Annotated in this window: 25 protein-coding genes; 10 read left to right on the forward strand and 15 right to left on the reverse strand. The window is 62.0% G+C overall.

Translation table 11 applies throughout. The features are described 5' to 3' along the window. The first annotated feature begins 1 nt into the window (after window position 1). The 4 genes from ACZ9IL_RS09035 to hypA all read left to right on the forward strand — a co-directional run bounded on the left by ACZ9IL_RS09035 (window position 2) and on the right by hypA (window position 2,894). Window positions 2-253 (forward strand): HypC/HybG/HupF family hydrogenase formation chaperone, encoded by a 252-nt coding sequence (locus ACZ9IL_RS09035; protein ID WP_476003206.1) that lies wholly within the window; start codon window positions 2-4, stop codon window positions 251-253. Beyond that, the gene (hypD, locus tag ACZ9IL_RS09040) at window positions 247-1,365 is read left to right on the forward strand and encodes a hydrogenase formation protein HypD (protein WP_476003207.1); all 1,119 of its coding nucleotides are present in this window, start codon (window positions 247-249) and stop codon (window positions 1,363-1,365) included. Before ACZ9IL_RS09035 ends, hypD begins: the two co-directional genes overlap by 7 nt. 85 nt (window positions 1,366-1,450) lie before the next feature. Then, a complete protein-coding gene (hypE, locus tag ACZ9IL_RS09045) occupies window positions 1,451-2,455 on the forward strand; it encodes a hydrogenase expression/formation protein HypE (RefSeq protein ID WP_476003208.1) in 1,005 nt (334 codons plus the stop codon). Between the two features lie 97 nt (window positions 2,456-2,552). Next, window positions 2,553-2,894 (forward strand): hydrogenase maturation nickel metallochaperone HypA, encoded by a 342-nt coding sequence (gene hypA, locus ACZ9IL_RS09050; RefSeq protein WP_476003209.1) that lies wholly within the window; start codon window positions 2,553-2,555, stop codon window positions 2,892-2,894. Here the strand turns inward: hypA and ACZ9IL_RS09055 are convergent. Then, complete coding sequence (locus tag ACZ9IL_RS09055; protein WP_476003210.1) at window positions 2,872-3,258, reverse strand: hypothetical protein; 387 nt, start codon at window positions 3,256-3,258, stop codon at window positions 2,872-2,874. The two genes, hypA and ACZ9IL_RS09055, sit on opposite strands and share 23 nt — an antisense overlap. Between ACZ9IL_RS09055 and hypB the strand changes: the two genes are divergently transcribed. Continuing rightward, window positions 3,145-4,035, forward strand: coding sequence for a hydrogenase nickel incorporation protein HypB (hypB, locus tag ACZ9IL_RS09060; RefSeq protein ID WP_476005329.1), 891 nt, complete (start codon window positions 3,145-3,147; stop codon window positions 4,033-4,035). The genes ACZ9IL_RS09055 and hypB overlap by 114 nt on opposite strands. A gap of 142 nt (window positions 4,036-4,177) precedes the next feature. Here hypB and ACZ9IL_RS09065 read toward each other — a convergent pair whose 3' ends face one another. From ACZ9IL_RS09065 to hybO, 11 genes are all read right to left on the reverse strand, one after another. Continuing rightward, window positions 4,178-4,813: an ATP-binding cassette domain-containing protein gene (locus tag ACZ9IL_RS09065; RefSeq protein WP_476003211.1), complete on the reverse strand. Its 636-nt coding sequence runs from the start codon at window positions 4,811-4,813 to the stop codon at window positions 4,178-4,180. Beyond that, window positions 4,813-5,601, reverse strand: a complete 789-nt coding sequence (locus ACZ9IL_RS09070; RefSeq protein ID WP_476003212.1) for an ATP-binding cassette domain-containing protein — start codon at window positions 5,599-5,601, stop codon at window positions 4,813-4,815. Before ACZ9IL_RS09070 ends, ACZ9IL_RS09065 begins: the two co-directional genes overlap by 1 nt. After that, window positions 5,595-6,410 (reverse strand): ABC transporter permease, encoded by an 816-nt coding sequence (locus ACZ9IL_RS09075; RefSeq protein ID WP_476003213.1) that lies wholly within the window; start codon window positions 6,408-6,410, stop codon window positions 5,595-5,597. Before ACZ9IL_RS09075 ends, ACZ9IL_RS09070 begins: the two co-directional genes overlap by 7 nt. Next, entirely contained in the window at window positions 6,400-7,404 is a 1,005-nt protein-coding gene (locus tag ACZ9IL_RS09080; RefSeq protein ID WP_476003214.1) for an ABC transporter permease, read from the reverse strand. The genes ACZ9IL_RS09075 and ACZ9IL_RS09080 overlap by 11 nt, the downstream gene beginning before the upstream one ends. Then, on the reverse strand, window positions 7,389-8,993 hold the full coding sequence (locus ACZ9IL_RS09085; RefSeq protein WP_476003215.1) for an ABC transporter substrate-binding protein: 1,605 nt from the start codon (window positions 8,991-8,993) through the stop codon (window positions 7,389-7,391). Before ACZ9IL_RS09085 ends, ACZ9IL_RS09080 begins: the two co-directional genes overlap by 16 nt. A 115-nt stretch (window positions 8,994-9,108) precedes the next feature. Then, window positions 9,109-9,660: a hydrogenase-2 assembly chaperone gene (gene hybE / locus ACZ9IL_RS09090; RefSeq protein WP_476003216.1), complete on the reverse strand. Its 552-nt coding sequence runs from the start codon at window positions 9,658-9,660 to the stop codon at window positions 9,109-9,111. Beyond that, on the reverse strand, window positions 9,642-10,172 hold the full coding sequence (locus ACZ9IL_RS09095) for a HyaD/HybD family hydrogenase maturation endopeptidase (protein ID WP_476003217.1): 531 nt from the start codon (window positions 10,170-10,172) through the stop codon (window positions 9,642-9,644). The genes hybE and ACZ9IL_RS09095 overlap by 19 nt, the downstream gene beginning before the upstream one ends. Continuing rightward, entirely contained in the window at window positions 10,172-11,875 is a 1,704-nt protein-coding gene (gene hybC, locus ACZ9IL_RS09100; protein WP_476003218.1) for a hydrogenase 2 large subunit, read from the reverse strand. Before hybC ends, ACZ9IL_RS09095 begins: the two co-directional genes overlap by 1 nt. Beyond that, entirely contained in the window at window positions 11,872-13,059 is a 1,188-nt protein-coding gene (hybB, locus tag ACZ9IL_RS09105; RefSeq protein WP_476003219.1) for a Ni/Fe-hydrogenase cytochrome b subunit, read from the reverse strand. The genes hybC and hybB overlap by 4 nt, the downstream gene beginning before the upstream one ends. Then, on the reverse strand, window positions 13,052-14,071 hold the full coding sequence (gene hybA, locus ACZ9IL_RS09110) for a hydrogenase 2 operon protein HybA (protein WP_476003220.1): 1,020 nt from the start codon (window positions 14,069-14,071) through the stop codon (window positions 13,052-13,054). Before hybA ends, hybB begins: the two co-directional genes overlap by 8 nt. A 2-nt stretch (window positions 14,072-14,073) precedes the next feature. Further along, window positions 14,074-15,207 (reverse strand): hydrogenase 2 small subunit, encoded by a 1,134-nt coding sequence (gene hybO, locus ACZ9IL_RS09115; protein ID WP_476003221.1) that lies wholly within the window; start codon window positions 15,205-15,207, stop codon window positions 14,074-14,076. A gap of 271 nt (window positions 15,208-15,478) precedes the next feature. Here hybO and ACZ9IL_RS09120 point away from each other — a divergent pair, with 271 nt between their 5' ends. Both ACZ9IL_RS09120 and ACZ9IL_RS09125 read left to right on the forward strand, forming a co-directional pair. Further along, a complete protein-coding gene (locus tag ACZ9IL_RS09120; protein WP_476003222.1) occupies window positions 15,479-15,637 on the forward strand; it encodes a hypothetical protein in 159 nt (52 codons plus the stop codon). 447 nt (window positions 15,638-16,084) lie between these two features. After that, complete coding sequence (locus ACZ9IL_RS09125) at window positions 16,085-17,299, forward strand: hypothetical protein (RefSeq protein WP_476003223.1); 1,215 nt, start codon at window positions 16,085-16,087, stop codon at window positions 17,297-17,299. A 228-nt stretch (window positions 17,300-17,527) separates the two neighbouring features. On the opposite strand, the gene ACZ9IL_RS09130 is transcribed toward ACZ9IL_RS09125, so the two are convergent. From ACZ9IL_RS09130 to ACZ9IL_RS09140, 3 genes are read right to left on the reverse strand one after another with little or no spacing between them, the layout of a single operon-like run. Continuing rightward, complete coding sequence (locus ACZ9IL_RS09130) at window positions 17,528-19,528, reverse strand: MtrB/PioB family decaheme-associated outer membrane protein (RefSeq protein WP_476003224.1); 2,001 nt, start codon at window positions 19,526-19,528, stop codon at window positions 17,528-17,530. A gap of 10 nt (window positions 19,529-19,538) precedes the next feature. Continuing rightward, window positions 19,539-20,504 (reverse strand): DmsE family decaheme c-type cytochrome, encoded by a 966-nt coding sequence (locus ACZ9IL_RS09135; RefSeq protein WP_476003225.1) that lies wholly within the window; start codon window positions 20,502-20,504, stop codon window positions 19,539-19,541. A 53-nt stretch (window positions 20,505-20,557) separates the two neighbouring features. Then, complete coding sequence (locus tag ACZ9IL_RS09140) at window positions 20,558-22,792, reverse strand: OmcA/MtrC family decaheme c-type cytochrome (RefSeq protein ID WP_476003226.1); 2,235 nt, start codon at window positions 22,790-22,792, stop codon at window positions 20,558-20,560. A 382-nt stretch (window positions 22,793-23,174) separates the two neighbouring features. Between ACZ9IL_RS09140 and pdsA the strand changes: the two genes are divergently transcribed. From pdsA to ACZ9IL_RS09155, 3 genes are all read left to right on the forward strand, one after another. Then, window positions 23,175-23,750 (forward strand): periplasmic diheme shuttle PdsA, encoded by a 576-nt coding sequence (gene pdsA / locus ACZ9IL_RS09145; RefSeq protein ID WP_476005330.1) that lies wholly within the window; start codon window positions 23,175-23,177, stop codon window positions 23,748-23,750. A gap of 141 nt (window positions 23,751-23,891) precedes the next feature. After that, window positions 23,892-24,482 (forward strand): Nrf-like electron transfer protein NetB, encoded by a 591-nt coding sequence (gene netB, locus ACZ9IL_RS09150; protein WP_476003227.1) that lies wholly within the window; start codon window positions 23,892-23,894, stop codon window positions 24,480-24,482. Continuing rightward, window positions 24,479-25,153 (forward strand): 4Fe-4S dicluster domain-containing protein, encoded by a 675-nt coding sequence (locus ACZ9IL_RS09155; protein WP_476003228.1) that lies wholly within the window; start codon window positions 24,479-24,481, stop codon window positions 25,151-25,153. Before netB ends, ACZ9IL_RS09155 begins: the two co-directional genes overlap by 4 nt. Window positions 25,154-25,197: the final 44 nt, after the last annotated feature.

Below are 25,197 nucleotides of genomic sequence, written 5' to 3' on the forward strand. Positions count from 1 at the left end.
CATGTGCCTTTCCATTCCCTCCCAGGTGGTGCAACTGCACCCCGAAGATAACTGCGTCACCGTCGACACCCTGGGGGTGCAGCGCCGGGTCAGCTGCATGCTGCTCGAGGAGCCGCTGGCACTGGGGGACTATGTGCTGCTCCACATCGGCTTCGTGATGAGCAAGATTGACGAGGAGGAGGCCCAAGCCAGCCTGGAGAGCTTCCGGCAGATGGTGGCCCTGATGCCTGCACAGGACATCTTGCCATGCTGACCTTGAGCGATCTGTTTCAGGGTTTTCGTGAGCCCCAGGTGATCCGCGCCCTCGCCGCCCAAATCACCGAGCTGGCGAAGGCGTTGCCAGAGCCCCTGCGGGTGATGGAGGTGTGCGGCGGCCATACCCACACCATCATGAAGTACGGCCTGCCCCAACTGCTGCCGGAGTGCATCGAGTTCGTCCACGGCCCCGGCTGCCCGGTCTGCGTGATGCCGAAAGAGCGCATCGATCAGGCCATCGAGCTGGCCAGCCAGCCCAATGTCATTCTGGTGACCCTGGGGGACATGATCCGGGTGCCGGGCTCCAAAGGCTCCTTGGCCCAGCAGCGCGCCAGAGGCAGCGACATTCGCCCGGTCTATGACCCCCTCGATGCCCTGCGCATCGCGAAGGAGAATCCCGCTAACACCGTGGTGTTCTTCGCCATCGGCTTCGAGACCTCCACCCCCATGACCGCCGCGCTGCTGGCTGCGGCCGAGGCGCAGGGGGTGAACAACCTGCTGTTTCACATCAACCATGTGCTGGTACCCCCCGCCATCCACGCGGTGATGGCCGACGGGGTGGCCAAGGTCAACGCCTTCATCGGTCCCTCCCACGTCAGCGTCATCACCGGCGCCGACATCTACCTGCCGATCGTCGAGCGCTACCGGGTACCCGTGGTGGTGAGCGGCTTCGAGCCGGTGGATGTGATGGAGGCGCTGTTGATGATGGTGCGCCAGAAGGTGGAGGGACGCTGCGCGCTGGAGGTGCAGTACAGCCGCGCCGTCACCGCCAGCGGCAACCGGGCCGCCCAGCGTCTGGTCGACAAGTATTTTGAGACCCGCGAGCACTTTCGCTGGCGGGGCCTCGGGGACATCAACGCCTCCGCCCTGCGCCTGCGCGATGCCTTCGCCGCGCGCGATGCGGAGCGCCACTTCCAGCTCAGCCAGAGCCCCATCGACGATCACAAGGCGTGCCAATGCGCCGATATTCTGCGCGGGCTGGCCAAGCCAAACCAGTGCAAGGTCTTTGGCCGGGGCTGCACCCCGACCCAGCCCATGGGCAGCTGCATGGTCAGCTCCGAGGGAGCCTGCAACGCCTACTACCGCTATATGGGGATCCAGGAGCAATGAGAGAAATCCAGTCAAGCCAGGGGGCCGGTATGGGGTGTGGAGATGAACCAACCTGTTTCGGTAACCTTGTGGAGAGCCAGTCCCGATGAGAGACATTCAACTGAGCCACGGCGGCGGTGGCGTGGAGATGAACCAGCTGATCAACCAGCTGTTCTTCCACCATTTTGGCAACGAGATCCTGCTGCGCGGTGAAGATGCCGCCCTGCTGCCGGTACGAGGCCCCATCGCCTTCACCACCGACAGCTTTACCGTCTCCCCGCTCTTCTTCGCCGGCGGAGACATCGGCAAGCTGGCCATCGCGGGCACGGTCAACGATCTCGCCATGATGGGGGCCAAACCCGAGTATCTGAGCTGCGGCTTTATCATCGAGGAGGGTTTCCCCTACGCAGACCTCGCCCGCATCGTCGAGTCCATGGCGTTGGAGCTTGCCAAGAGCGGCGCCCGCATCGTCTGCGGCGACACCAAGGTGGTGCCGAGGGGCGCGGCGGACAAGATCTTCATCAACACCAGCGGGGTCGGCAGCTTCCCCCTGCCCGAACAGAGCAAGGGCATCTCGGTGCGAAACCTCCAGGCCGGGGATGCCATTTTGGTGTCGCGGGATATCGGCAGCCACGGCGCCTGCATCCTGATGGCCCGGGATGCCCTGCAGCTCGGCTCGACACTCGAAAGTGACTGCACCACCCTCTGGCCTCTGGTGGAAGCCCTGCTCAAGGCGGACATTCGCCCTCATGCCCTGCGCGATGCCACCCGGGGCGGGCTGGCCGCCGTGCTCAATGAATGGAGCACGGCTTCCGGTGTGGCCATCGAGCTGGAGGAGTCTGCCATTCCGGTGTGCGATCCGGTGCGCGGTCTGTGCGAACTCTACGGCTTCGAGCCCCATGATCTCGCCAACGAGGGCACCATGGTGCTGGCCCTGCCTGCCGAACAGGCGCAAGACGCTTTGGCGATATTGCGCGCGTTCAATCCCAATGCCAGCCAGATCGGCGTGGTGAAGGAGAGCGCCCGGCACAAGGTGATCCTGAGCAACCCCTGGGGCAGTCGCCGTTATCTGGAGCTGCCGCAGGGGGAGCTGCTGCCCCGCATCTGTTGAGCGGCAGCCCGGCGATCAGGCGAGTCGCCGAGCGAATGTATACTCGCGGCGGGGAGCGAACGTTCCTCTCCCCACCCCTTAGCAAGGAGTTCACAGCATGCACGAAATGTCCCTTGCCACGGCCGCCATCGACTTGGCTGCCGAGCAGGCCGCCCAGCGCGGTTTCACCAAGGTCACCGCGCTCTGGCTGGAGGTCGGCAGCTTCTCCTGCGTCGACCCCGAGACCATCGCCTTCTGCTTCGAAGCCGCCGCCAAAGGCACGGCCGCCGAGGGGGCCAGCTTGCATTTTCAGCACCAGACGGCCGAGGGCTGGTGTTACGACTGCAGCAAGACGGTCGCCCTCAGCGAACGCGGCCAGGCCTGCCCGGAGTGTGGCGGATACAAATTGCGAGTCGCGCAGGGTGATAACCTGCGCATCACCGACATCGAGGTAAGTTGATATGTGTAGCGTATGCGGATGCGGCCAGGCGCGGATCGCCGGCCAGGATCATGAACACCGGCACGACCATGAACAGGCCCATGAGCACGAACATCATCACGGCCATGCACATGAGCATGCTCACGACCACCATCAGGATCATCAGCATCAGTCCCATCGGGAGCAACACAGCGCCCGGACGGTGATCATCCACCACCACTATCACCACCAGGGGGATGTTCATCACCACTACCACGGCGTGGCCCCCACCCTGGCTGCTCAGCCGCATGAACATGCGCATGATAATTCCCACCAGCACAGCCATGGACATGATCACCATCATGAGCACGACCGTGAACACAGCCATGGACATGATCACCATCATGGGCACGACCACGAGCACAACCATGGACATGATCACCATCATGAGCACGACCACGATCATGAGCATCAACATCCGCAGGGTGATCTGCACTACGGCAAGGGGGAAGCGGGCCTGTCGGTGCCGGGCATGGGCCAGCGTCAGCTGATCGCCATCGAGATGGACGTGCTGGACAAGAACAACAAGCTGGCGGCCCACAACCGCGACCACTTCGAGGCCGCCCGCCAACTGGTGCTGAACCTGGTGTCGAGCCCCGGCTCGGGCAAGACCACCCTGCTGTGCGAGACCCTGCGCCGGCTCGAGGGCCAGCGCCCTTGCGCCGTGATCGAGGGGGATCAGCAGACCAGCGCCGACGCGGATCGCATCCGGGCCACCGGGGTGCCCGCCATCCAGATCAACACCGGCAAGGGTTGCCACCTGGATGCGAAGATGGTGCACGACGCCTGCCACCAGTTGCCCGTCAATGAAGGGGGCATCCTCTTTATCGAGAACGTGGGCAACCTGGTCTGCCCCGCCAGCTTCGATCTCGGCGAGAAGTACAAGGTCGCCATCCTCTCGGTCACCGAGGGGGAGGAGAAGCCGCTGAAATACCCGGACATGTTCGCCGCCGCCCAGCTGATGATCATCAACAAGACCGATCTGCTGCCCCACGTCAGCTTTGACGTCGAGCGCTGCATCGAGAACGCCAAGCGGGTCAACCCCTACATCCAGGTGATCCAGCTGAGCGCCACCGGCGGAGAAGGGATGGACGCCTGGCTCAACTGGCTCGCCAGCGCCTGATGCCCCGTTGACCACCAGGCGGTGGATTAACACATAAAAAGGGAGGCATCAGCCTCCCTTTTTTGCGTCAGTATCTTGTGCACGAGGATTATCGTTGCCCGCCAACCGATGGAGGAAGGGCCGGGGATGAGGGGACCAGCCCTCAGGCCGCGCTGGAAGTCATGACGACAGGCGCGTGCTGCTTATCGCCAAAGCGGATGACCCTGTGGCAGATCTGGCGCAGCAGCGCCTGTTGATGGCTGAAGATCAGCATGCCAAGGCCCCGGGTCTCACACTCGCGCATCAGCTCCTGCCAGAGTTGGCGCTGAATGTGTGGATCGAGCTGGGCGGTCACCTCGTCGGCGATCAGCAGCCGGGTGCGGGGATCGAGCGCCCGCAGCAGGGCGATGCGGGCCAGCTCGCCGCCGGAGAGCTGGCCCGGCTTGCGAGACAGCCACTCTGGCTTGACCATAAAACGCGCCAGCATGGCCTCATCGGGGCGCCACAGATCCCACAGCGCCTGACCGGTGCTGCGATAGGGGTTGAAGCTGAGCTCAGGGTGCTGGGGGATCAATTGCACCGGGTTGTAGCCCCGCGCTGGCAAGGGGGCGCCATCGAGCAGTATCTTGCCGCTCTCCCCTGCCGGTTGCCAGCCCGCCAATACCCGCCCCAGCGTGGTCTTGCCATAGCCACTCGGGGCCGAGATGCCCAGCCGCTCCCCCGCCTTGACCGCCAGCGTCAACCCCTGCCAGAGGGGGCTCCCCCCCTGCTGGATGCTCAGATCCCGGACCTCGAACATCAGCACGCCTCCTTCGCCGCAAACAGCGAGTGATATTCCGGCAGGGCCTGCCACTGGGCTCGCAGCATGGCGCTGCCCTGCCCGGCCTGCAGCTGCTGGCTGCTCAGGGTATCGCTCACCCGCCCCTGATGGAGCAGGACGATGCGATCGGCAAAACGGGCCGCCAGTGCCAAGTCATGGGTGACCCAGAGGATGCCGCTGCCGCCCCGGGCGAGCTCGCGCAGCTGAGTCAGCAGCTGGCACGCCAGCGGCTCATCGAGCCAGGCGGTGATCTCGTCCGCCAGGATGAAACGGGCGCCGCTCAGCGCCGCGGCGCAGGCCAGGATGCGCTTGGCCATGCCGCCGGAGAGCTGGCGCGGGTACTGCATCAGGGTCGCCGGGGGCAGCTGATATCGCGACAACTGCTGGCTGAGTTGCTCGCGCGAGCCGCTCTGGCCGCACAGCCGGGCGGCACGGCCGAGCTGGCGCTCCACCGTCAACAGTGGATTGAGGGCACTCACCCCCTGCGGCACGTGGCAGAGGGTGTGGCCGCGCAGGCGGGCCCGACTCTGATCGCACAAGGGGGCGCCGTCGAGGGTGATGGTGCCGCTCATGCGCAGGTTGTCCGGCAGCAGACTGAGGGCGCTTTGCAGCAACAGACTCTTGCCCTCGCCGCTGCCCCCCACCAGCGCCACTATCTCGCCGGGCGCCAGCTGCAGGCTGACCTCGCTCAACAGCGGCTGCCACTGCCGGCGTCCCAGCCAGTTGTAGCGGGCCGCCGCTATGGTGACCTTCTCGAAGCTCAACATCTTTCATTGCTCCCAAACCACAGCTGTTGCAGGGCACGGGTCGCCTGATCGAACAGCAGCACCAGCAACAGCAACATCAGACCGGGGAAGAGCGCCAGCCACCAGCCGCCTCCCGCCAAATAGCGCAGGGCATCGGCCAGCAGCAGCCCGAGGGACGCCTCGTGGGCCGCCAGGCCAAACCCCAGAAAACTCAAGGCGGCGCTGTGCAGCACCGCATGGGGAAACATCAACAGGGTACCGATAAACCACTGGGGCAGCAGGCCCGGCAGCAGATGAACACACCAACGCCGCAGCGGCCCCATGCCCTGGCAGCGGGCCAGCACCACGTAGTCGCTGCAGGCGATGCGCCTGGCCTCGGCCCGCAGGATCAGCGCGAGCTTGGGCCAGTGAGTCAGCGCCACGGCCAGGATCACCCCGTGCATGCCGCCCCCCAGGGTGAAGCAGATGAGGATCAACAGCAGCATGTGGGGCAGCGCCAGCATGGCGTCGATGACCAGGCGCACCGCACCGTCAAATTTGGGGTGCAGCAGCGAGAGGCTGACCGCCAGCATGGCCAGCAGACCGCTGCAGATCGCCGTGCTGACGCCGAGATCCAGGCTGGTGAGAGTGCCCTGGAAGGCACGCTGCCAGAGATCCCGCCCCATCTGATCGGTGCCAAACCAGTGCAGCAGGGAGGGTGCCTGCTGACGGGCCAGCAGATCCATGGGCACGTCCTGAGCAGACAGGCTCCAGCCGTAACAGGCCAGCAGGCTGAGGCCGATCAGGGCAAACCCCAGCCGCAGCAAGGCGGGCAGCGGATTAAACAGCATGATGATCCCCCCAGCCCTGGTTCATGCGGGCCAGCAGCAACCGGGCAACACCGTTGCCCAGAAACACCAGCAGGGTGCAAAACAGCACTATCCCCATCAGCAGGGGAATGTCCCCTCGCAGCCCCGCATCCACGGTCGCCTGGCCGAGTCCCGGGTAGGCGAACACCTTCTCCGCCAGCAGGGAGCCGCCGATGAGTTCGCCAAGGGACGCAAATTGCAGGCAGAGCGCCGGGGTCAGGGCGTGGCGCAGCACATGAAAGCGCAGCATGGGCCAACCCCCGTCCCCCTGGGCCCGGGCGTAGCGGATAAAATCGCTCGCCAGCACCTCGGCCACCCGTCCCCGGGTGTGCAGGGCGATGTTGCCCATCCCGAGCAGGGCTAGGGTCAGCACCGGCAGGATGAGGTGGCGCACGCGATCGCCCCACATCACCTCGTCCGCGCCGAGGCCCGGCTCCCAGGCACAGCAGACCGGCAGCATCGGCCAGTGCACCGCAAACAGCGCCAGCAACAGCAGCCCGACCCAGAAGGTGGGCAGGGAGGCGAGCAGGTAAGCGAGGCGGCAGATGAGCCTGTCCGGCCAGCGGTTGAGATAACGGCCGGCGCACAGTCCCAGCAGCACGCCGAGGCTACCTGACAGCAGCCAGGCCCCCGCCAGCAGCGCGAAGGAGGCGGCAAAGCGTTGGCCTATCACCTCGGCCACCGGCGCGTTGTAGAGCATGGAGTAACCGAGATCCCCCTGCAGCACCCGGCCGAACCAGTGCCAGTAACGCAGCCACAGCGGCTGATCCAGCCCCCAGCGGGCGGCGATATTCGCGTACTGGGCCGGGGGCACGTGCAGCAGATCGTTGCCGATATAGGCCTTGATGGGATCGATGGGGGAGTAGCTGAGCAGCACGAAGGTGGCGAGCGATACCAGCGCGAGCAGCCCTGCCAGACGCAGCAGGGCCTTGACGCAATGTCTCGTCATCGAAGGGGAACTCAACGGCACGTCCACCGCCACGCCTGCAGGTTGTTCAGCAGTGACCAGCTGCCGTGGATCTCCGGCGCCCCCTTGCCGAGATCGACGCAAGCATTGGCCAGATAGGTGTGCTGCACATTGAGCAGCCAGGCCCAGGCCGCATCGCCCCGTACTCCGGCCCCGCTCTTGCCATCCCATTCAACCTGCTGCCAGAACGGCAACGCCGCCTGCCAGTCGGGCGCATCGAGCGCCTGCTTGAGGTGGCCATCCACCACGGCATTGCGGTAGTAGCCCGGGTTATAGAACTCGACCCCACCGGCGCCGCTCTGGTAGTGGTGGTAGAGCTCCATGGAATCCAGGCTCCCCCAGCCCATCAGCACCGGATTGGCATGCATCTCCCGCTCCACCTGCTCCCAACTGCCGGATTTGAGGCTCACATCGATGCCGATGGGTTTGAGCATGGCGCGCACCGCCTCGGCCAAGTCCCGGCGGGTGCTGTCCCCGCTGGTGTACCAGAGGGTGAAAGCGGCGCGCTGGGCGCCCTTGTGGCGCACCCCGTCGCCGCCCAAGGTCCAGCCGGCCGCCTCCAGCAGGGCCTTGGCATGGGCCGGGTCCCCATCCTTGAAGGCCACCGTTGAGTTGTACCAGGGCAGACCCTGCACCGCGCTGTAGGCGGGGATGGCGTGTCCTTCGAGCAGTTGATCGGCCAGCAGCTTGCGATCGATGGCGTAGTTGATGGCGCGGCGCACCGCCACATCAGAGGTCACGTCATTGCCGATGGGATAGCCCTTCGCATCCTTTGTACCGGCGGGCGGAATGGGGAAGACGATGCCGCGGTTCTCCACGCTCGGGCGCACCCAGAGTTTGAGGGCGGCCGGCACGGTCGGTGCCAGCGAGGGGGCGATACGCACCACGTCGAGCTGACTGCTCTGGGCGGCGGCATAGGCGCTCTCCTCGTCGATGAAGACGAACACCAGCCGTTTGAAGTCATTGCTGCCACCGGCGTAATAGGGGTTGGCCTCCACCACCAGCTGCTGGCCGGGCAGGAAGCTCACCAACCGGTAGGGGCCGGCGCCGATGGGCTGGCGGGCGTAGCCCTTGGGATCGTAATCCCGCTTCGAGACGATGCCAAGCGACCCCAGCACGTTGACGAAGGTGCTCTGGGGGGCGCTCAAGCGGATGACCACCTCCAGCGGCGAGACCACCCGGGCCTCGGCGAAGTTGCCCATGTCAATCTTGCCACCGCCCTTGGCCGCGCTGTTGTAGGTGAAGGCCACGTCCTCTGCGCGTAAAGGTGCCCCGTTGGAGAATTTCAGGTCGGGCTTGAGGCGGATGCGCCACGCCTTGCCATCCTGGCTCGGGCTGACCGATTCGGTCAGCAGGTTCTGCCAGTCGAGCTCGGCGCCCTGCTTGAGCAGCGGGCTGTGCAGCAACAGATAGCTGCCGTGGCTCCAGCCCAGCAGCGGATCGAAGCCTTCGGTAGGCTCGCTGCCGATGGCGAGCTTGAGCTCGGCGGGCACCGCCTGAGTGGCGGGGACGGCCTGTGCCCAGGCCCAGGGACTGGCGCCCAATAGCAGGGCCAGCAAGGCCAGGGCGGCGTGTGGATCATACAATCGGAGGGTCATAGCATTCCTTGTTCATCTGTTGTCACTGGGCGCGAGAGCGCGAGAAAAGGTGGCACCAATAGAAGCGAATGAGGGGCCGATAAGGGCCCCATCTCTTTTTACCAAGGCAGGCAGGCTAACGCCCGCGCGCACCAAACAGCCGTCGCCGGCCGAGATCAACGTCTCCCTCCCCTTGCTGCACCGGTAGGGAGAGCAGCATCTTGAGGGTGCTGCTCACCAGCGCCCGCCCCTCCTCGGCCCCCAGGTGCGGGTCGAGCGGCGACATCAGCGAGCAGGCGAGCAGTTGCCCCCTTCCCGTCGGTTCATCCACCATGGGCAGTTCCCCCACCATGAAGGTCATATCGCCGCAGGGCAGTTGCAGCGCGATACGGGAAGCCAGGGGGCGCACGGGCCAGCATTGATCCGGCCCCGGCAGCACCACCACGCTCAGCATCCAGGGGGTGAGCACACAGCCGAGCCACTGCCCTTCAAACAACTCGCACTCCACGACGATGGGCATGGTCTGGTGATAGAAGGGCAGCTCGCACATCTGCTCGCGGGCGATGCGCTGGTACTGGGCCACCAGCAGAGAAGCGGGGTTGGTCGCAAAACCGGCGCGCTCCTGCGCTATTTCATGCTCTATTTCCAGCACAACATCCTGCTGATGATTCAAATGGGGTTGCGCCATGCGGCCTCCCGCGCGAGTTCAGCCCGCTCTTGTTCAGACAGTGGCATGGCCGGGCAGCCAAGCTCGGTGAGCAGGCTGAGGATCCGCGCCTTTGCCTCTCCCAGCGCCGCCGCCACCACCGGGGTGAGGCCGATGCAGGGCTCGAGGGACAAGGGCTCCACCCCCACCAGGGTGAGGCGCCTCGGCGACTCCCCGGTCATGTGCAGCGCCGACAGCACGTCCGCCAACCCGAGCTGATGGGGGGAGATCTTGCGGCCAAACAGCGCCGGGATCTCTTCATCGCACAGGGTGACGACGGTGCCGGGCGGATTGCCGCTGCGCACCGCGTCCGCCAGTATGATGTGGTCGCGGTCGGCCATCGCCTCCAGCAACTCCATGCCGGCGGTGCCACCGTCCAGCAGCTCGATGCCGGGGGCGAAACGGTATTCCCGCGCCAGCCCCTCGACGAGGCGCACCCCCACCGCCTCGTCACTGAGCAGCAGATTGCCGACCCCCAGGATCAAGATGTTCATCACAGCACCTTCACCTGGGTCACTTCCCCGTTCTGGGTATCCACCACGTGCACCGCGCAGGACATGCAGGGATCAAAGGAGTGGATGGTACGCACCACCTCCAGCGGCTTGGCGGGATCCGCCACCGGGGTGCCGATCAGCGACTGCTCGTAGGGACCGGGCTCATCGTTGAAGTTGCGCGGACCCGAGTTCCAGGTCGACGGCACCACCGCCTGGTAGTTCTCAATCTTGCCGCCCTTGATGACCACCCAGTGGGAGAGCATGCCGCGCGGCGCCTCCTCGAAGCCTACCCCGCGAAACTCCTTGTCCGCCGGGATCTCGGCCTTGAGGTAGGCGGTCACGTCCCCCTTGCCGATGTTGTCGATGAGCGCCTGCCACTGATGGGACAAGCTGTCTTTGAGCACGCAGCAGCGCACCGCCCGGCCGATGATGCGGCCCAGGGTGGAGTGCAGCTGTTCGGTCTTGAGGCCTGAGCCGGTGAGCGCCTGATAGAGGCCACCCAGCTGCTCGAAGTGCGTCACCGTGCCCGGGTGCTTGGCCGCCAGCTTCACCAGCAGATCGGCGAGCGGCCCCACCTCCACCACCTTGCCGTAGAAGGTGGGAGACTTGACCCAGGAGTACTTGCCGTCATCCTGCCAGCCGGTGTAGTTCGGCTCCGTCTTGCCTTCCCAGGGCTTGAGCGGCTCGTCATCCTTGTACCAGGCGTGCTTGTTGCTCTCGGCGATGCCGTCCATCAGCCAGGCATCCTGATGGCTCTCGATGGGGCGATAATTCGCCAGATCGCCGTTCTCGATGTAGCCCCCCGGCATCAGGAAGCTGCCGCCGTCGGCGTCGGTGGGGAGCTCGGGCACGCTCAAGTAATGCTTGGCCCCCTGCCCCAGCGCCAGCCACTCGGGGTAGTGAGCGGCGATGATGGCCGCATCCACCTTGTAGACCTGCTCGATGAACTCGCCGAGCCGCTCGATGAAGGTCTTCACGTAGAGCAGTCGCTCCAGGTTGAGCACGCTAGGCGCGTCCAGGTTGATGGGGTTGGCCACCCCGCCCACCGCCAGATTCTGGATGTGGGGCGTCTTGCCCCCCAGGATGGCGACGATACGGTTGGCATCGCGCTGACACTCCAGGGCTTGCAGGTAGTGGGCCACGGCGATGAGATTCACCTCCGGGCTCAGCTTCATCGCCTTGTGACCCCAGTAGCCGTTGGCGAAGATGCCGAGCTGGCCGCTCGCCACTAGGGCGCGGATCTTCTCCTGCACCTTGGCAAGCTCTTCGGCGCTGTTGAGGGACCAGGTCGATACCCCCTTGAGGATGTCGGCAGCCTTCTGGGGGCTGGCCTCAAGGGCCGAGGTGATGTCCACCCAGTCCAGCGCGGAGAGCTGGTAGAAGTGGACGATGTGATCGTGAATGTTGTGGGCCGCGATGATGAGGTTGCGAATGTACTGGGCATTGACCGGCACCTTGGCGCCGATGGCGTTCTCCACCGCCCGCACCGAGGCGATGGCATGGATGGAGGTGCAGACCCCGCAGATGCGCTGCACTATCATCCAGGCGTCGCGCGGATCGTTGCCCTTGAGGATCTCCTCCATCCCGCGCCACATGGTGCCGGATGACCAGGCCTTGGTGACGACGCCGCCGTCGATCTCGCAGTCGATGCGCAGGTGACCCTCGATACGGGTGATGGGGTCTATGGTGATACGTTGGCTCATACGTTGGCTTTCCCTCGGGCCTGATAATCTTGGTGAACACGTTCAAGCGATGGCAACACCGGCAGCAGCCGGATCAGCAGCAGATAGGCACAGACCTCGATGGCGACGAAGCCAAGGGAGATCAGCACCTCTTCGGCACTGGGGAAGTAGTGATAGCCATTGCCTGGGTTGAAGGCGAGCAGTGAGTAGTCCAGCCGCCAGAGGGCGGCGCCCAGCAGCATGCTGAGGGCCCCCAGGAACAACATGCGCGAGTCCCGGCGGCTCTTGTCCCAGTGAAACACCAGCAGCGGGAAGATCATCAGCGCTATCTCGCTCCAGAACATGATGGCGTAGCGGTTGAACTCGGAGAGGTACTCCGACTTGTCGTTGATGACGATCTCGGCAAAGCGCAGCGCCACGAACAGGATCAGGAAGATGTCGATCACCTGGGTCAGCTTGTAGAACAGCGGCTTCTCGTTGGGGCCGCGCCCCGCGAGCCCGGCCTGCACCAGGGATCCTTCGAACACGACGATGGAGAAGCCCATGATGAAGGCGGTCAGCAAGGAGAAGACCGGCAGCAACTCATAACTCTGCCAGAGCGGATGGATCTTCTCCCCCGCCACTATCATCAGGGAGCCCATGGAGGACTGGTGCATGGTGGGCAGCAGGGCCCCGAGCGCCAGCACGAAGAACATGATCTTGTTGAGCCGGATGAGGGATGCCTTCCAGCCAAACTTCTCCAGCAGCACGGGGGCAAACTCCAGCGCCATCACCCCGATGTAGATGGTCATGCAGACCGCCGTCTCGAACAGCACCGAGGAGGTGTTGAAGAAACCCGGAATGTAGAAGTAAGGCAGGTTCCAGTAACGCCCCACGTCGATGGTGATGGAGAGACCGCCGAGGGAATAGCCGAACAGGCTGGCCAGGAGCGCTGGTCGCACCAGGGGGTGATACTCGCCCTTGTTGAAGACGTAGACGACCCAGGCCAGGGCCCAGCCGCCGCAGGCGAAACCGGTGCCGATCAGCAGATCGAACGAGATCCACAGCCCCCAGGGGTAGCCGCCGTTCAAGTCCGTCACCGAGCCCAGTCCGAAGATGAGGCGCTTGAGGATCAGCATGCCGCACAGGACGACAAAAGGCGCCAGCACCAGCACGGGCCAGCTGACCAGCTTGCCGCCGAGCGGACGGGCTTTATGTTCACTCATGGTCGTTGCCTCCCTTCTCTTTTCCTTGCCCAGGCTCCTGGTCATGGTCCTGTTCGTGTTTCTTGGCATTGCGCCGGATCAGCACGGACAGACCGGTCAGCACAACCAGAGGCAGCACCATCCCCTTGTAGAGGGTGTGCTGGATGTGTTCGGAGCGGGCGCCGGAGGAGAGCTCCGGCAGATCAGGCATGTCGAGCTTGGTATAAGGCACCCCGGCCAGCACCAGCACCTGGGTGCCGCCGCCCTCCTTCTCGCCATAGACATAGGGCTGATAGCTCGGCACCTGGTGGCGGTAGGGATCGTTGGCACTCAAGGTCTGGCGCGGGTAGGCATATTCGCTGCCGGGGGTAGCCAGCAGGCGGCGTTTGGCCTCGGCCATCAGATCCTCGCGAGTGCCGAAGATGACGGCCCCGGTGGGGCACACCTCGACACAGCCGGGCAGCTTGCCCTGATCGATCCGGGCCAGCCCTTTCTGGTTGCACAGCTCGCACTTGTGGATGGCACCCAGCGGGTTGTCGTAGTCGTATTTGGGCACATCGAACGGGCAGCCCACCATGCAGTAGCGACAGCCGGTGCAGACGTCCGGGTTGTAGTGAACGATGCCGGTCTTGGGATCCTTCCTGAGGGCCTGTACCGGGCAGACGGAGACACAGTTGGGATCGACGCAGTGCATGCACTGCTTCTTGATGTAGGCGTAGCCATCCACCAGCTGATCCTTGTGCTCCCCCGTCCCGCTCTTCCACACCTGAATGATGTTGTTGGTGTAGGGGGTCAGCTTGTCGTTGTTGGACCAGGTCTGCGCACCGGCCGGGTTGATCTCGTTGCCGTTGAGCCGCTGGCACTCCACCACGCAGGCCTGGCAGCCGACGCAGAGGGTGGAGTCGTAGAGCATACCGAGCGACCCGGGAATGGGCGGCTTGTTCTTGGCCGCCGCCAGCGCCGTGCCCGGCACAGTGGTGCCCGCCGCCAGCGCACCGACGGAGGCAAACTTGAGGAAGTTGCGTCTGTTCACGGTCACTCCTCCCGTGAGGTGTGCTGCCCGGCTTCATGCCGTTTCTGCTGGCGACCGAGTTCACGCACCGTCATCAGGCTCACCCCGACCAGCACCCCGAGGGCGCCACCGATGAGACCACTGGCGGTCGGCGTGATGTGCCCCCCTTCCTGAATGGCCACGTCGGGTTTCTCTACCCGCGGCGTGGGATTCTCCACCTTGGCGAGCTGGAAGATCCCCTTGCTGAAACCGACCCCCTGCTCGTTGCAGCCGTAGCAGGGGTGGCCTATGCCGACCGGCCAGATGCCGCCGCCCACGTCACAGAACTCCAGGGTCGAGCAATTGCCGTAGGTCTCCGGCCCCTTGCAACCCAGGTGGTAGAGACACCAGCCCTGCCGGTGCCCCTCATCACCAAACTCCTTGGCGAAGCGGCCGGCATCGAAGTGCGGGCGACGCTCGCAGTTCTCGTGGATGAGCCGCTCATAGGCAAACAGCGGCCGCTTCTTGGCATCGAGCGCCGGCAGTTTGCCGTAGGTGATGTAGTAGGCGACCGTGGTGAGGAAGTTGTGGGGATTGGGCGGGCAGCCCGGGATATTGATGAGGGGAGTACCGATGTTGCCGAGGGCCTCTTCCAGGCTGACCGCCCCGGTAGGATTGCTGCCACTGGCGGGTACCCCGCCCCAGGCGGAGCAGGATCCGATGGCGATGACGGCGGCTGCGTCGGCCGCGGCGCGGCGAATATGATCGACGATGGGCTCGCCGGCTACCATGCAGTAGACACCCCCATCCTTGAGCGGGATAGAGCCATCCACCACCAGCACATACTTGCCTTTATAACGTTCGATGGCGTTGTGCTTGTTCTCTTCCGCCTGATGACCAAAGGCCGCCGAGAGCACCTCGTGGTACTCCAGCGAAATGGTGTTGAGGATCAGGTTCTCGATGGTGGGGTGGGTAGCACGCAGCAGTGACTCGGTACAACCGGTACACTCCTGCGCCCCTATCCAGATCACCGGTGGCCGCTGCGGGCTGGTGAGCGCGGTGGCCATCTTGGCCACTGCATTCTGGCTTAGCCCCAGGGTTGCGGCCATCCCGGCACACAATTTCATAAAATCACGGCGATTAATTCCATGAGCCGATAAAAAATTATCCGCGACCATTCGTCTTATTCCCGTTGGTGAGCATTGTTTGATAAATGCTTAATTACGGGAATGCTATGCCTCCTCCTCCCCCTTTATGTTGATCTCCATCAAGTCGCGGGACATTAGCCACCGAGAAAACTCATCAAGCTCTTCCAAAAAAAATCCATATGCAGCAATGAGTTATCGAAAATCATTCTCAAACAAAAATTACCTATTAGGGGTTATATTTCGATACTTATAAATTAACTGCTTATAAATTTCACCCTTTTCAGCCATGAGTTTTACAAAAATGAAAGCGTTGTCACAGCATTTACCATTTGCAGCTGATATTGGCTTTTTTGGGATGTTGAGCATGGTTTTGAAGAAAAATCAGGCACATCTAGAATCAGCGATGGCGAGTGAATGTCATATGCAAATTAATCAAAAATCATCCTTGGGTGATATTTAGAGGGGAGTATCGAGCACGTCGATATATCGGCGTGATATTCTCAACAAGCCTCGACAGCAATCTCTTTTCAACTTCACTGCGCTTTGAACCCAATCCTGCACATTAACTCTCTTTCTCTCATGAGAAACGAGTCTGCCGCAATCCGCTAAACCAGCACGGATCGCCCACAATAGAAGCCACCACGAACACGGGCAAGCGCTATACCTAATACCATGAGTCCCTGGTCAGGAGCGGCGATGCATTCTCATATCCATGGTCAAGATGACCACTCCCCGACTACATCTCCATGGCGCCAACTCCCGCACTTCGCAAGCCAGCTCGCCCCCGTCGGATGGCGTTGCCTCTGTGCATCAGCACCCTTTCTGTTGTCGTCAACATCCGCGTCCTTCACCGCCTCGGCCTTCAGGCAGGGGCATATTCGACATCTGGCACACAGAGGTTCTTATCATGTCTAACCATAACCCCGTCACGCCACCCGATCCCCAGCGCCCACCTCTGTCCGATCCTTACAACTTCTCCCTGATCCTGGGGGGACCGCTGTATCAGCTGCTGAGCCGGGCACACCTTGGCGAGATCCAGACCCATATCAGGCGGCGGATCCTGGTGCTGAGCGGGCTCTGCTGGCTGCCCCTGTTGCTGTTGTGTGGATGGGAAGGCAGTTTGCAGCAGGGTGTTGCCGTGCCCTTTTTGATGGATGTCGAGACCCATGTCCGCTTCCTGCTCTGCGTCTCCTTGCTGGTGTACGCTGAGCTTATCGTCCATCAACGCATTCGGGGGATCGTCAGCCAGTTCATCGAGCGGGACCTCGTCTCCCCCCTCTCCCTGCCACGTTTCTATGATGCCATCCAGAATGCCATGCGCTGGCGCAATTCGATCCCCGTAGAAATAGGCCTCATCCTGTTCGTCTTCTCGATAGGCTATTTCATCCGGACCCACACCTTCGCCCTGCAATCCTCGACTTGGTACGCCACCATAGAGGACGGCAACATGGCGCTGACTCTGCCCGGCTTCTGGTTCTTCTGGGTGAGCAATCCCATTATCCAGTTTCTGATCCTGCGCTGGCTCTACCGGATCATCATCTGGGCCCGCTTCCTCTGGCAGGTTTCCCGGATCCAGCTCGAACTCCTGCCGACCCACCCCGATCGCAACTGCGGTCTGGGCTTTCTCGGTGCCTCGGCCTATGCCTATTCACCATTGCTGACCGCATTCGGTGCCCAGCTGGCGGGCTTCATCGCCAACCGGATCTTCTATGACGCCACCGTGCTGACCGCCTACAAACCCGAGATCATCTTGCTGGCCGGCTTCGGGCTGCTACTGGTCCTGGCTCCGCTTGGCGTCTTCGCCCCCCATATCCTGGCCGCCAAGCGCCAGGGCCTGCGTGAGTACGGTGCCCTCGCGGCCGAATACAGCCGCGGCTTCGAGCACCGTTGGCTGCGAACGGACGACAGGGATGGCGAGCCCCTGCTGGGCGCCGCCGATATCCAGTCCCTCGCCGATCTGGCCAATGCCTATACCGTGATCAAGGAGGTCAGGCCCCTGCCGTTCAGTCGGGACACCTTCCTGCAACTGGTGCTCGCCACCGTCATTCCTTTTATGCCGCTGTTGCTCACCCTGTTCCCCTTTGAGGTGCTACTCGACAGGCTCATTGGGGTGATCTTCTGATGAAGAGAAAGCCCGCAGGAAAATCTCCTCGACAGGCACCGGAGCCCTGCCGGCAAAGTCCTGGATTCAAAGCAGGGCCAGATCGTGAGAAGAACAGGAAGGGAGGCGAGGCGGGACATTCGATTTTACTTGATGATCTATGACAGAGGGCGACTGTCTTACCCAAAACAAAAAAAGAGGGGAACCGTCGTTCCCCTCTCGATTTATGCGGACAGACCTGTCACTGGTTCAAAACTTGTAGAGCCAGGAGACAGAGGTGAAGTAGGCGTTGTAGTCATCATCCAGGTCACCCATGCTGGCCTGTTCGCCGCTCAGCAGGAAGTCCTCCCCCTTGAAGGATTCATAGCGCAGATCCCACCGCAGCGACTGGTTCTCGCTGAGCGGGTAGGTGCTATAAAGCTCCACACGGTGCTGCTCGCTGCGGTTGTCTTCATAGTTGACTCCGGCGCTCGCGTTGGTCTCCCCCTTGCCATAGGAGTAGCTGTAATCAAGCCCCAGCTCGATATCGGACTCGGTCTTGTGGCTTATCCCGAGACCGACGGTCGTCACGCTGTCGGCGATATCGGTGTAGTAGGGGCTCCAGGTCGGCGCATCCGAGTTGGCATGGTTCTGACTGGAGGAGATCCACTGCTGGTTGAAGAACAGATGACCATCTGTTCGCTCACTCAGGCGATAGTTCAGCCCCAGATCGTAGCCATAGTCTTCCCCTTCGCTGCGACCTATGTCCCCCTCTTTATACTCGTCCTTCGCCCACCACATGTTGGCCGTGGTCTCCAGGTCATCGCTGACCTGGTAGCTGACATCGGCCTTCAGCTCGAGTCGGTCGCGATCCGCCAGATAGAACGGACGCAGGCTAGGGCCTGTGCCGTTGGACCCGTCATCACGACTCCAGTCAGAGCCATCACGCGTGCTGTAGGCCAGCTTGGCATCGGCCTGCCAGGCGGCGGCCGGACGATAGACGGTCTTCACATAGAGGGTGTTCTCATCCACCTTCTCGCGATCGGTCGAGTCTCGGTGCTGCTCCAGATAGTCATAACCACCGATCAGCTTGAGGCCACGAGCCAGGCGATAATCCGCCGCAAGCCCGAGCTTGGTGTGGTTGCGATCCGTGCTCTGGGGCTTCTCACCGTTCAGCACCACGCTGCGATCCGACCGATCGTCACGATCCCGGTATTCGGCGTTGGCACGCAGGGTCAGATCGCGGCTCATCCGCCCCACCCAGCGGCCGTCGGCCTGGAAGGTCTCGATGTCGCCCTCAAACCCATCTCCCGCCGTGGTGGCGGTGAAGGCGTTGAAGCTGCCGCTCGAGGTGGCGCGGTTGCTGAGCACACGACCGTTGAAGAAATGATTGCCCATCTGGTATTGGCCGGAGAGCGCCAACTGATGGAAATCATTGTTCGGCTCATAGGCCCGTTCGCTCTGGTTGGCGCCATCCTGGTAATAGAGCGCGGCATACTTCTCATTGCGGAACAACGAGCCGTCATAGGAGAAGTCCACCAGCCACTGCTCGGCCTTATAGCTGACCCCCGCCTTGACCAGGGTCGTCTCCTGGCCATCAACCGGCTTGGGCGCGAGCCCAGGTACGCTACCGACCCCGGGCACACGGCTCATGTAGTTCGCCAGCGTCCCCTCTTTTACTTCGTGGCTGAAGCTGGCATGGGGGCGCCAGGGGGATTTTGGCGTATAAGCCAGTCCCGCCGTCACCTTCTTGCGCATCACCTCCTTGTCGAAGCTCTCCAGGCTGCCTGCGGTGAGCTGGTTGCCACTGCCGTGATAGACGGTCTTGCCATCGTTGCTCCAGTAGTAGGGCGTCTCGCTGTAACCGACGTTCAACCGCACGCCGTCGTAGTTCCCCGTCTCCACGGCGAGCCCGAAGCGCTCGAGCCCTACGTCTTTTGCTTTCAACTTGGTGTAGCTGCTGCCCTCCCCCTGCAGCCTGGCATCGGCATTGAAGATGCCGACCATACCCTGCTCGTTGATGGTAGGGACCCAGTTGTTGAAACGACTGGCGCCATCGTTGTCGGCGTAGCCGGCGCTGCCCCCCATCTCACCGGTCCAGCCCTCGGCTTGCTCACAGCCGTTGCAAGTCCATTTCTTGGTCTTGGCTGGCTTGGCTTCTTGCAGCGAGTAACCGGAGAAGAACATCTCTTCGGACTGTTCCGTGACCGTTTCGGCGGCCTGGGCCGACATCGCGGCCAGCAGGGAGAGCCATAGCGTTGAATATTTCATGCTGTTCTCCTTACTCTCTCAAGGCGCGGCCATTGGGGTGGTTGCTGCCGTGGATCTGGTTGTGGCAATTCAGGCAACTGCCGCCGCGCGCCTTCAAGTCACCCTCCGGGATCTGCACGTTGGCGTGGGGCACCCGGTGACATTCCTGGCACAACTGGGGCACGCGCTTGTCAAGCAGGGACTGGTTGATGGAGCCATGAGGGTTGTGGCAGAGCGCGCAATCCTCGGTGACCGGCTCGTGTTCCCACAGGAAGGGGCCGCGTTTCTCGGCATGGCACTCGTAGCAGTTTTCATTGACCGTCGGCTGTTTGAGGCTCGCCTCGTTCTGCGACTGGTGCGGGTTGTGGCAACTGGAGCACTGCATGTCCCCGTTCAGGATGGGATGGCTGCTGCGCTTGTGCAGATCCGACTTCTCCTTCGGGTGGCAGCTGACGCAGGTTTCGGCCTGTTTCTTCTCGTCCAGCATGGGATCTTTCTCGACGTGCAGCGCATGGCAACTGGTACAAGACACATCCTCGACCGCATGGGTGCTGGCATGCCAGCCCATCTTGTCGGCTTCCTTGCTGTGGCACGAGAGACAGACGCTATTCTGTTTCTCGACGGGTACCGGTGACTCCTTGCCAAAGGTGATCATGGGATCCCGTTGCTGACCCTTGCGGGGGTTGCGGGCGTGATTGCCAACCGGACCGTGGCAGGCTTCACACTGCAGATCACTCATCGGGCTGCCAGGCACCCCTTTGTTGCCATGCACATTGTGGAAAATGCCGGTAGCCGGTTTGTCCGACTCGGCATCATGGCACTTGAGACAGGTATCGGCTCCCTTGGGGGAGTATTTGCCTTCGGCAAACTTCTTGTCGAGCTGGGCTTCTATCTGCGCGCTCGCGTCTGGAGCCTGGTCGGTCGCCTGCGCCGCCAGCGGCAACAGACCAAACGCCAGGACACCCGCCCACAGCCACTGCGGGGTTTTCCATTTCATAATTGTTATTCCTCGACGATAGCGGCCGGGGGCTGCCCCCCGGCCTGGGGCGATCAACGGAAGTCGAACACCTTGTGTACCTTGTCCACACCCTGCTCCTGACCGATGGCATGGCAGGAGTCGCACTGCTCACGACCGATGGCCGCGTCGGCAGTGTCGGCGCCAAACACGGCCCCGTTCTCCTGCATGTGGGAGGCCCACTCGTCACCGGCAACCGGTGCAGCGAGGTTGACGTTGCCAAGCTCGGACTTCAGGTGACAGGAACCACAGGCCACCAGTGCCGGGCTGTAGAACTTGTTGGCTCTGGTATCTGCGTTGTCACCGACACCACCGACCGCGTTGTCCTTGCCAAAGTTGGTGACTTTGCTCACCACGGAGGGGCGCACGTTCTTCTGGTTGGGCAGGTTGAACTGCTCCTGGGTATGGCAGGATTCGCAGTTGTTGACCTTGCCCGGGAAGGGAATGAGCGCCTTGGCTTCGTCCTCGGTCGCCGCATGTGCCGCCCCTCGGTGGGAACCCATCGCGTGGTAGGAGTGCACGTGGTACTTCAGATCCCCCGCCATGCCGGTATAGAAGGAGGCTCGGTTGGCGTTATGGCAGTTGCCACACTGGTTGAAGTCGCGGGCAGCATGGTCGTACGCGGAACCACCGAAGTGGATCTCGAAGTCCTTGTGACAGTTTTCGCACAGCGCCTTCTCGACCCCCACCCCGAACTTGTAGTCATTGACCGGGTTGCCGTTGAGATCAAAGTGAGCCACCGGGATATTCGGCGCCGCTATGTACTCGTAGTGATCCTTGGAGATCGTCTGCAAGCCATCGGCCGGGCAAGCCTTCAGGCCTGCTGGCAAGCCATCCAGCTCGGTCGCTTTCTTCTCCACACAGAGCCCCATGTCGGCGACGGTGATGGTCAGCACCGCATCGCTGGCAGGTACTGCCTCCTGGATGGGCGCGGTTACACAGGTAAAGTCACCGGTCCCGCCGGTACAGTTCTTCAAGGTGATCGAGGAGTGGCTGTTGGGCAGCACCTGACCTTCACCTTCATCCCAGTTGACCAGCAGGCCAGAGCTCATGTAGGCAACCTCTGATAACCGCTGCATCTCGATGGGAGCCCCGTTCTCGCTGATGGAGAGCCCGATGGTGACTTGCTTGGTCGCAAAGTCATAGAGCGCGTGCTTGATATCGATCTTCAGGGTGGCGGCACCGGCCTGCATCCCCTTCAGACGATTCAGGTGAACGTTGGTCACCCCTGCGCTGGCATGATCTGCATTGCCATCGGCGTGGCACGAACGGCAATCTTCACCGGTATGGTGCTCTTTCACAGGCGAGGCGTAATCCGCGTGGCAGGCCTTGCAGGTCTTCTCGGTCGGCACTGTCCAGTCGTTGGCGTTCGGCGTGCTCGGGGTCGCGGGCTTGTGACAGGTGTCGCAGTTGCGCGGATCCTGCGGGTAATGCCCACCCTTGGCCAGGGACGCATCCACGTTGTCCTTACCGGTGCTGTGGTACTTGTGTGCCAACACAGCCAGCGACATACGGCCGGTTTGGGTCGGGTTACTGTCGTTATGACAGGCGACGCAGACCTTGGGATCGTTGCGGGTGCTGTGATGGATCGGCTGATCCATGTGGCAATCACTGCAACTCTCCATCTCCAGAATGTCGCGCGTCAGGGCGGCGGTGCCACCTGACGGAACCCAGTCCAGGGTGTAGTTGATGAGCGGCATGGTGCTGCCCTCTTCGGCGCTGCCGAAGGTGACGGCCAGACGATGCAGCCTGCCGTCATCCCAGGCGATGATGCCGCCGTTATCGGCCGAATCTGTCGGATAGGGATCGAGCACACTCTTGAAGTCGATAGCGAACAGATAGCGATAGTTACCGTTACCCAGATTCTCCAGGGTACCCGCCGTGCTCTTCTCGAAGGTGGCCTTGGACTTGGAATAGATGAATGCCTTCCAGATCGAGGGGCCGGCAACGGGACCCTGCGGGCCATCAACCACACGACCCGGGATCAACTTGGTGACACTGAAGCTGATCTCGGTCGTTCCCACATCCACCGGATTGCCCTGCGCATCCGTCAGGCTGAAGTCAACGGCGAGCTTCTCGGTGCTCTTTGCTGCAGCCCCCTCGGGCGCCGCCACACTGACAAAGACCGGCGCCTTGGCAGAGAAGACGACGGAGCCGGGATCACCCGGGGTCGGAGGAGGAGGATCATTCTTGTCGCTGTCGTCGCCACCACCACAGGATGACAGGCCGAACAGCAGTGCCGCCGCCATTATTGCTTTCCAATACTTCATTGTTTTTATCCTTTTTATTTATTCCATGTCTTGTTTCATTGAGAGATATGAGCCAAGTCAAAGAAATCAAAAATACACCCCTAAAAAGACTCGATAGAAGACCTGTTTATTCACAAATCATTTCCATCTTGATTATATGGTTTATATATTGTCGATTGTTGATAAAGGTCCCAAAAAGTTATCTGAAAAACCAATCTGCAGCCTGAGAATCAATTTTTCCTGTATGGGAACTGAATTATAAACATCATTAGATTCAATAAATTATATATTACATGCAACTTTAACTCTCGCGGTGGCGTGGCGTTTTATTTTACTTTCTGGATGTAAACGAATTGATAAATCAATGTCACAATTGTGTACTTGAGGTACGGTTATGAAAACAATGAAATATGAGCTTTTGGCTGCGGCGCTCTTGTTGGGATCTATGGGAACTGCGCACGCGAATATCGACTCTCTGCTCGAGTCATGTAATGCCTGTCATGGTAGCCAAGGGGTGAGTACCCACGCCGATATTCCCACCATCGCCGGTATTGCCGAAATTAACCTGGGAGATCAGCTGCGTTCCTATCTGGATGGCCGCCCGGCCAAGGTTGTCGACGGCAAAAACATGACCGATATCGTCAAAAAGCTCAGCGAGGAACAGATCGATGAGCTGGCGGCCCACTACGCCGGGCTGAGCTACACGCCGATGAAGCAACCGTTTGACGCCGCCCTGGCCCAGACCGGCAAGAAACTGCACGAGAGCGCTGGCTGTGAGAAGTGCCACACCGAAGGTGGGTCGCTGGTGGATGATGAGGCCTCCATCCTGGCGGGGCAGCCCAAGGGCTACATGCTGAGCACCCTGCAGGAGGTCAAAGCCGGCAAACGCACCGTGGACGAGAAGATGGACAAGGCCATCTCCACCATGGGCGAAGCAGATCTCAAGGTGCTGAGCGAATTCTACGCAAGCAAGCAGTGAGTTAACGAGCCCTTCTAGTAAGACGCCCCGGCCCTAACTGGCTGGCGGCCCTGCCCGGGTGCCGACCGTGAAAGGAGCGGTTTACTGCTCCTTTTTTGTCAGTAGGCGGCACCGATGGATTGTTGAGACCGGGAATTTCATATGAATAACTTTATCAAGTGGGCGCTACTCACCTGCCTATGTCTGAGCCTGCCGCAGCTGGCGAATGCCGAGACGACCTCGACAACGACGGCGACGGTCGCCTCGACCGCCGATGCCAAAGCCAAGGCAGAGAAGAAGGCGGCTGCCGAGCGCAAGGCCGTCGCCCGTCTGGCCAACTGCAGCAAGTGTCATGACGGGGCCGAGGGAATGCACGGCAAGCATGCCAGCGTCACCAGCCCCAATACGGGTGAGACGGTCACCTGTACCAACTGTCATGGCAATGTCTCGGCCAAGCACCGCAAGCAGCGTGGTGGCATGGTCGACGTGATGCGCTTCGGTGATAAGGCCTTCCCCCTCGATCAACAGAACGGCGTCTGCATGAGCTGCCATGAGCCCGATGCCCTGCGCAAATCGCTCTGGGCTCATGACGTCCACGCCAACAAGCTGGCCTGTACCAGTTGTCATGTGCTGCATCCGGCCAAGGAACCCATGGTCGGGATCGCCGAAAAATCCCGCATCAAGCTCTGTGTGGATTGCCATAGCAAGCAACATGCAGCCAAACAAAATGCTGCGGTCAAGGAGGGAGCATGAGCTGCTCTCGCCGCCAATTCATGGCCGGCGTGGGTGCCGGTACCCTCATAATGATGACGGGCCCCGCTCGCGCCACCGCCGCCCTCGCCCACAGTCAGCGCATCGACGGGGTGCGCTACGGCATGCTGCACGACGAGACCGCCTGCATCGGCTGCACCGCCTGCATGGATGCCTGCCGCGAGACCAACAAGGTGCCGGCGGGAGTCGCCAGACTCCAGATCCTGCGCTCCGGCCCCGAGGGTGAGTATCCCAATCAGGAGTACCGCTTCTTTCGCAAGTCCTGCCAGCACTGCGACAATGCCCCCTGCGTCCATGTCTGCCCGACGGGGGCCTCCCATCGCCGTGCCGAGGATGGCATCGTCGATGTGAACCCGGATCTCTGCGTCGGCTGCATGTACTGCCTCGCAGCTTGCCCCTACCGGGTACGCTTCATCAACCCGGTCACCAGGGTGGCGGACAAGTGCGACTTCTGCCGCCAGACCAACCTGGCCGCAGGCAAACAACCCGCCTGTGTCGAGGCCTGCCCTACCAAGGCACTGGTGTTTGGCAACCTGGACGATCCCCAGAGCGCCCTCAGCCAGCGGATCGCCAAAGAGAACACCTATCGCTTCAAGGAGGCGCTCGGCACCTCGCCCAAGATGTACCGCATCGCCAAAGGGGAGAAGTCATGATCTGGCATAACGCGTTTCACCGTGAGTCACGGACACCAGAGGGA

The organism is Aeromonas sp. TECH754 (assembly GCF_056279295.1).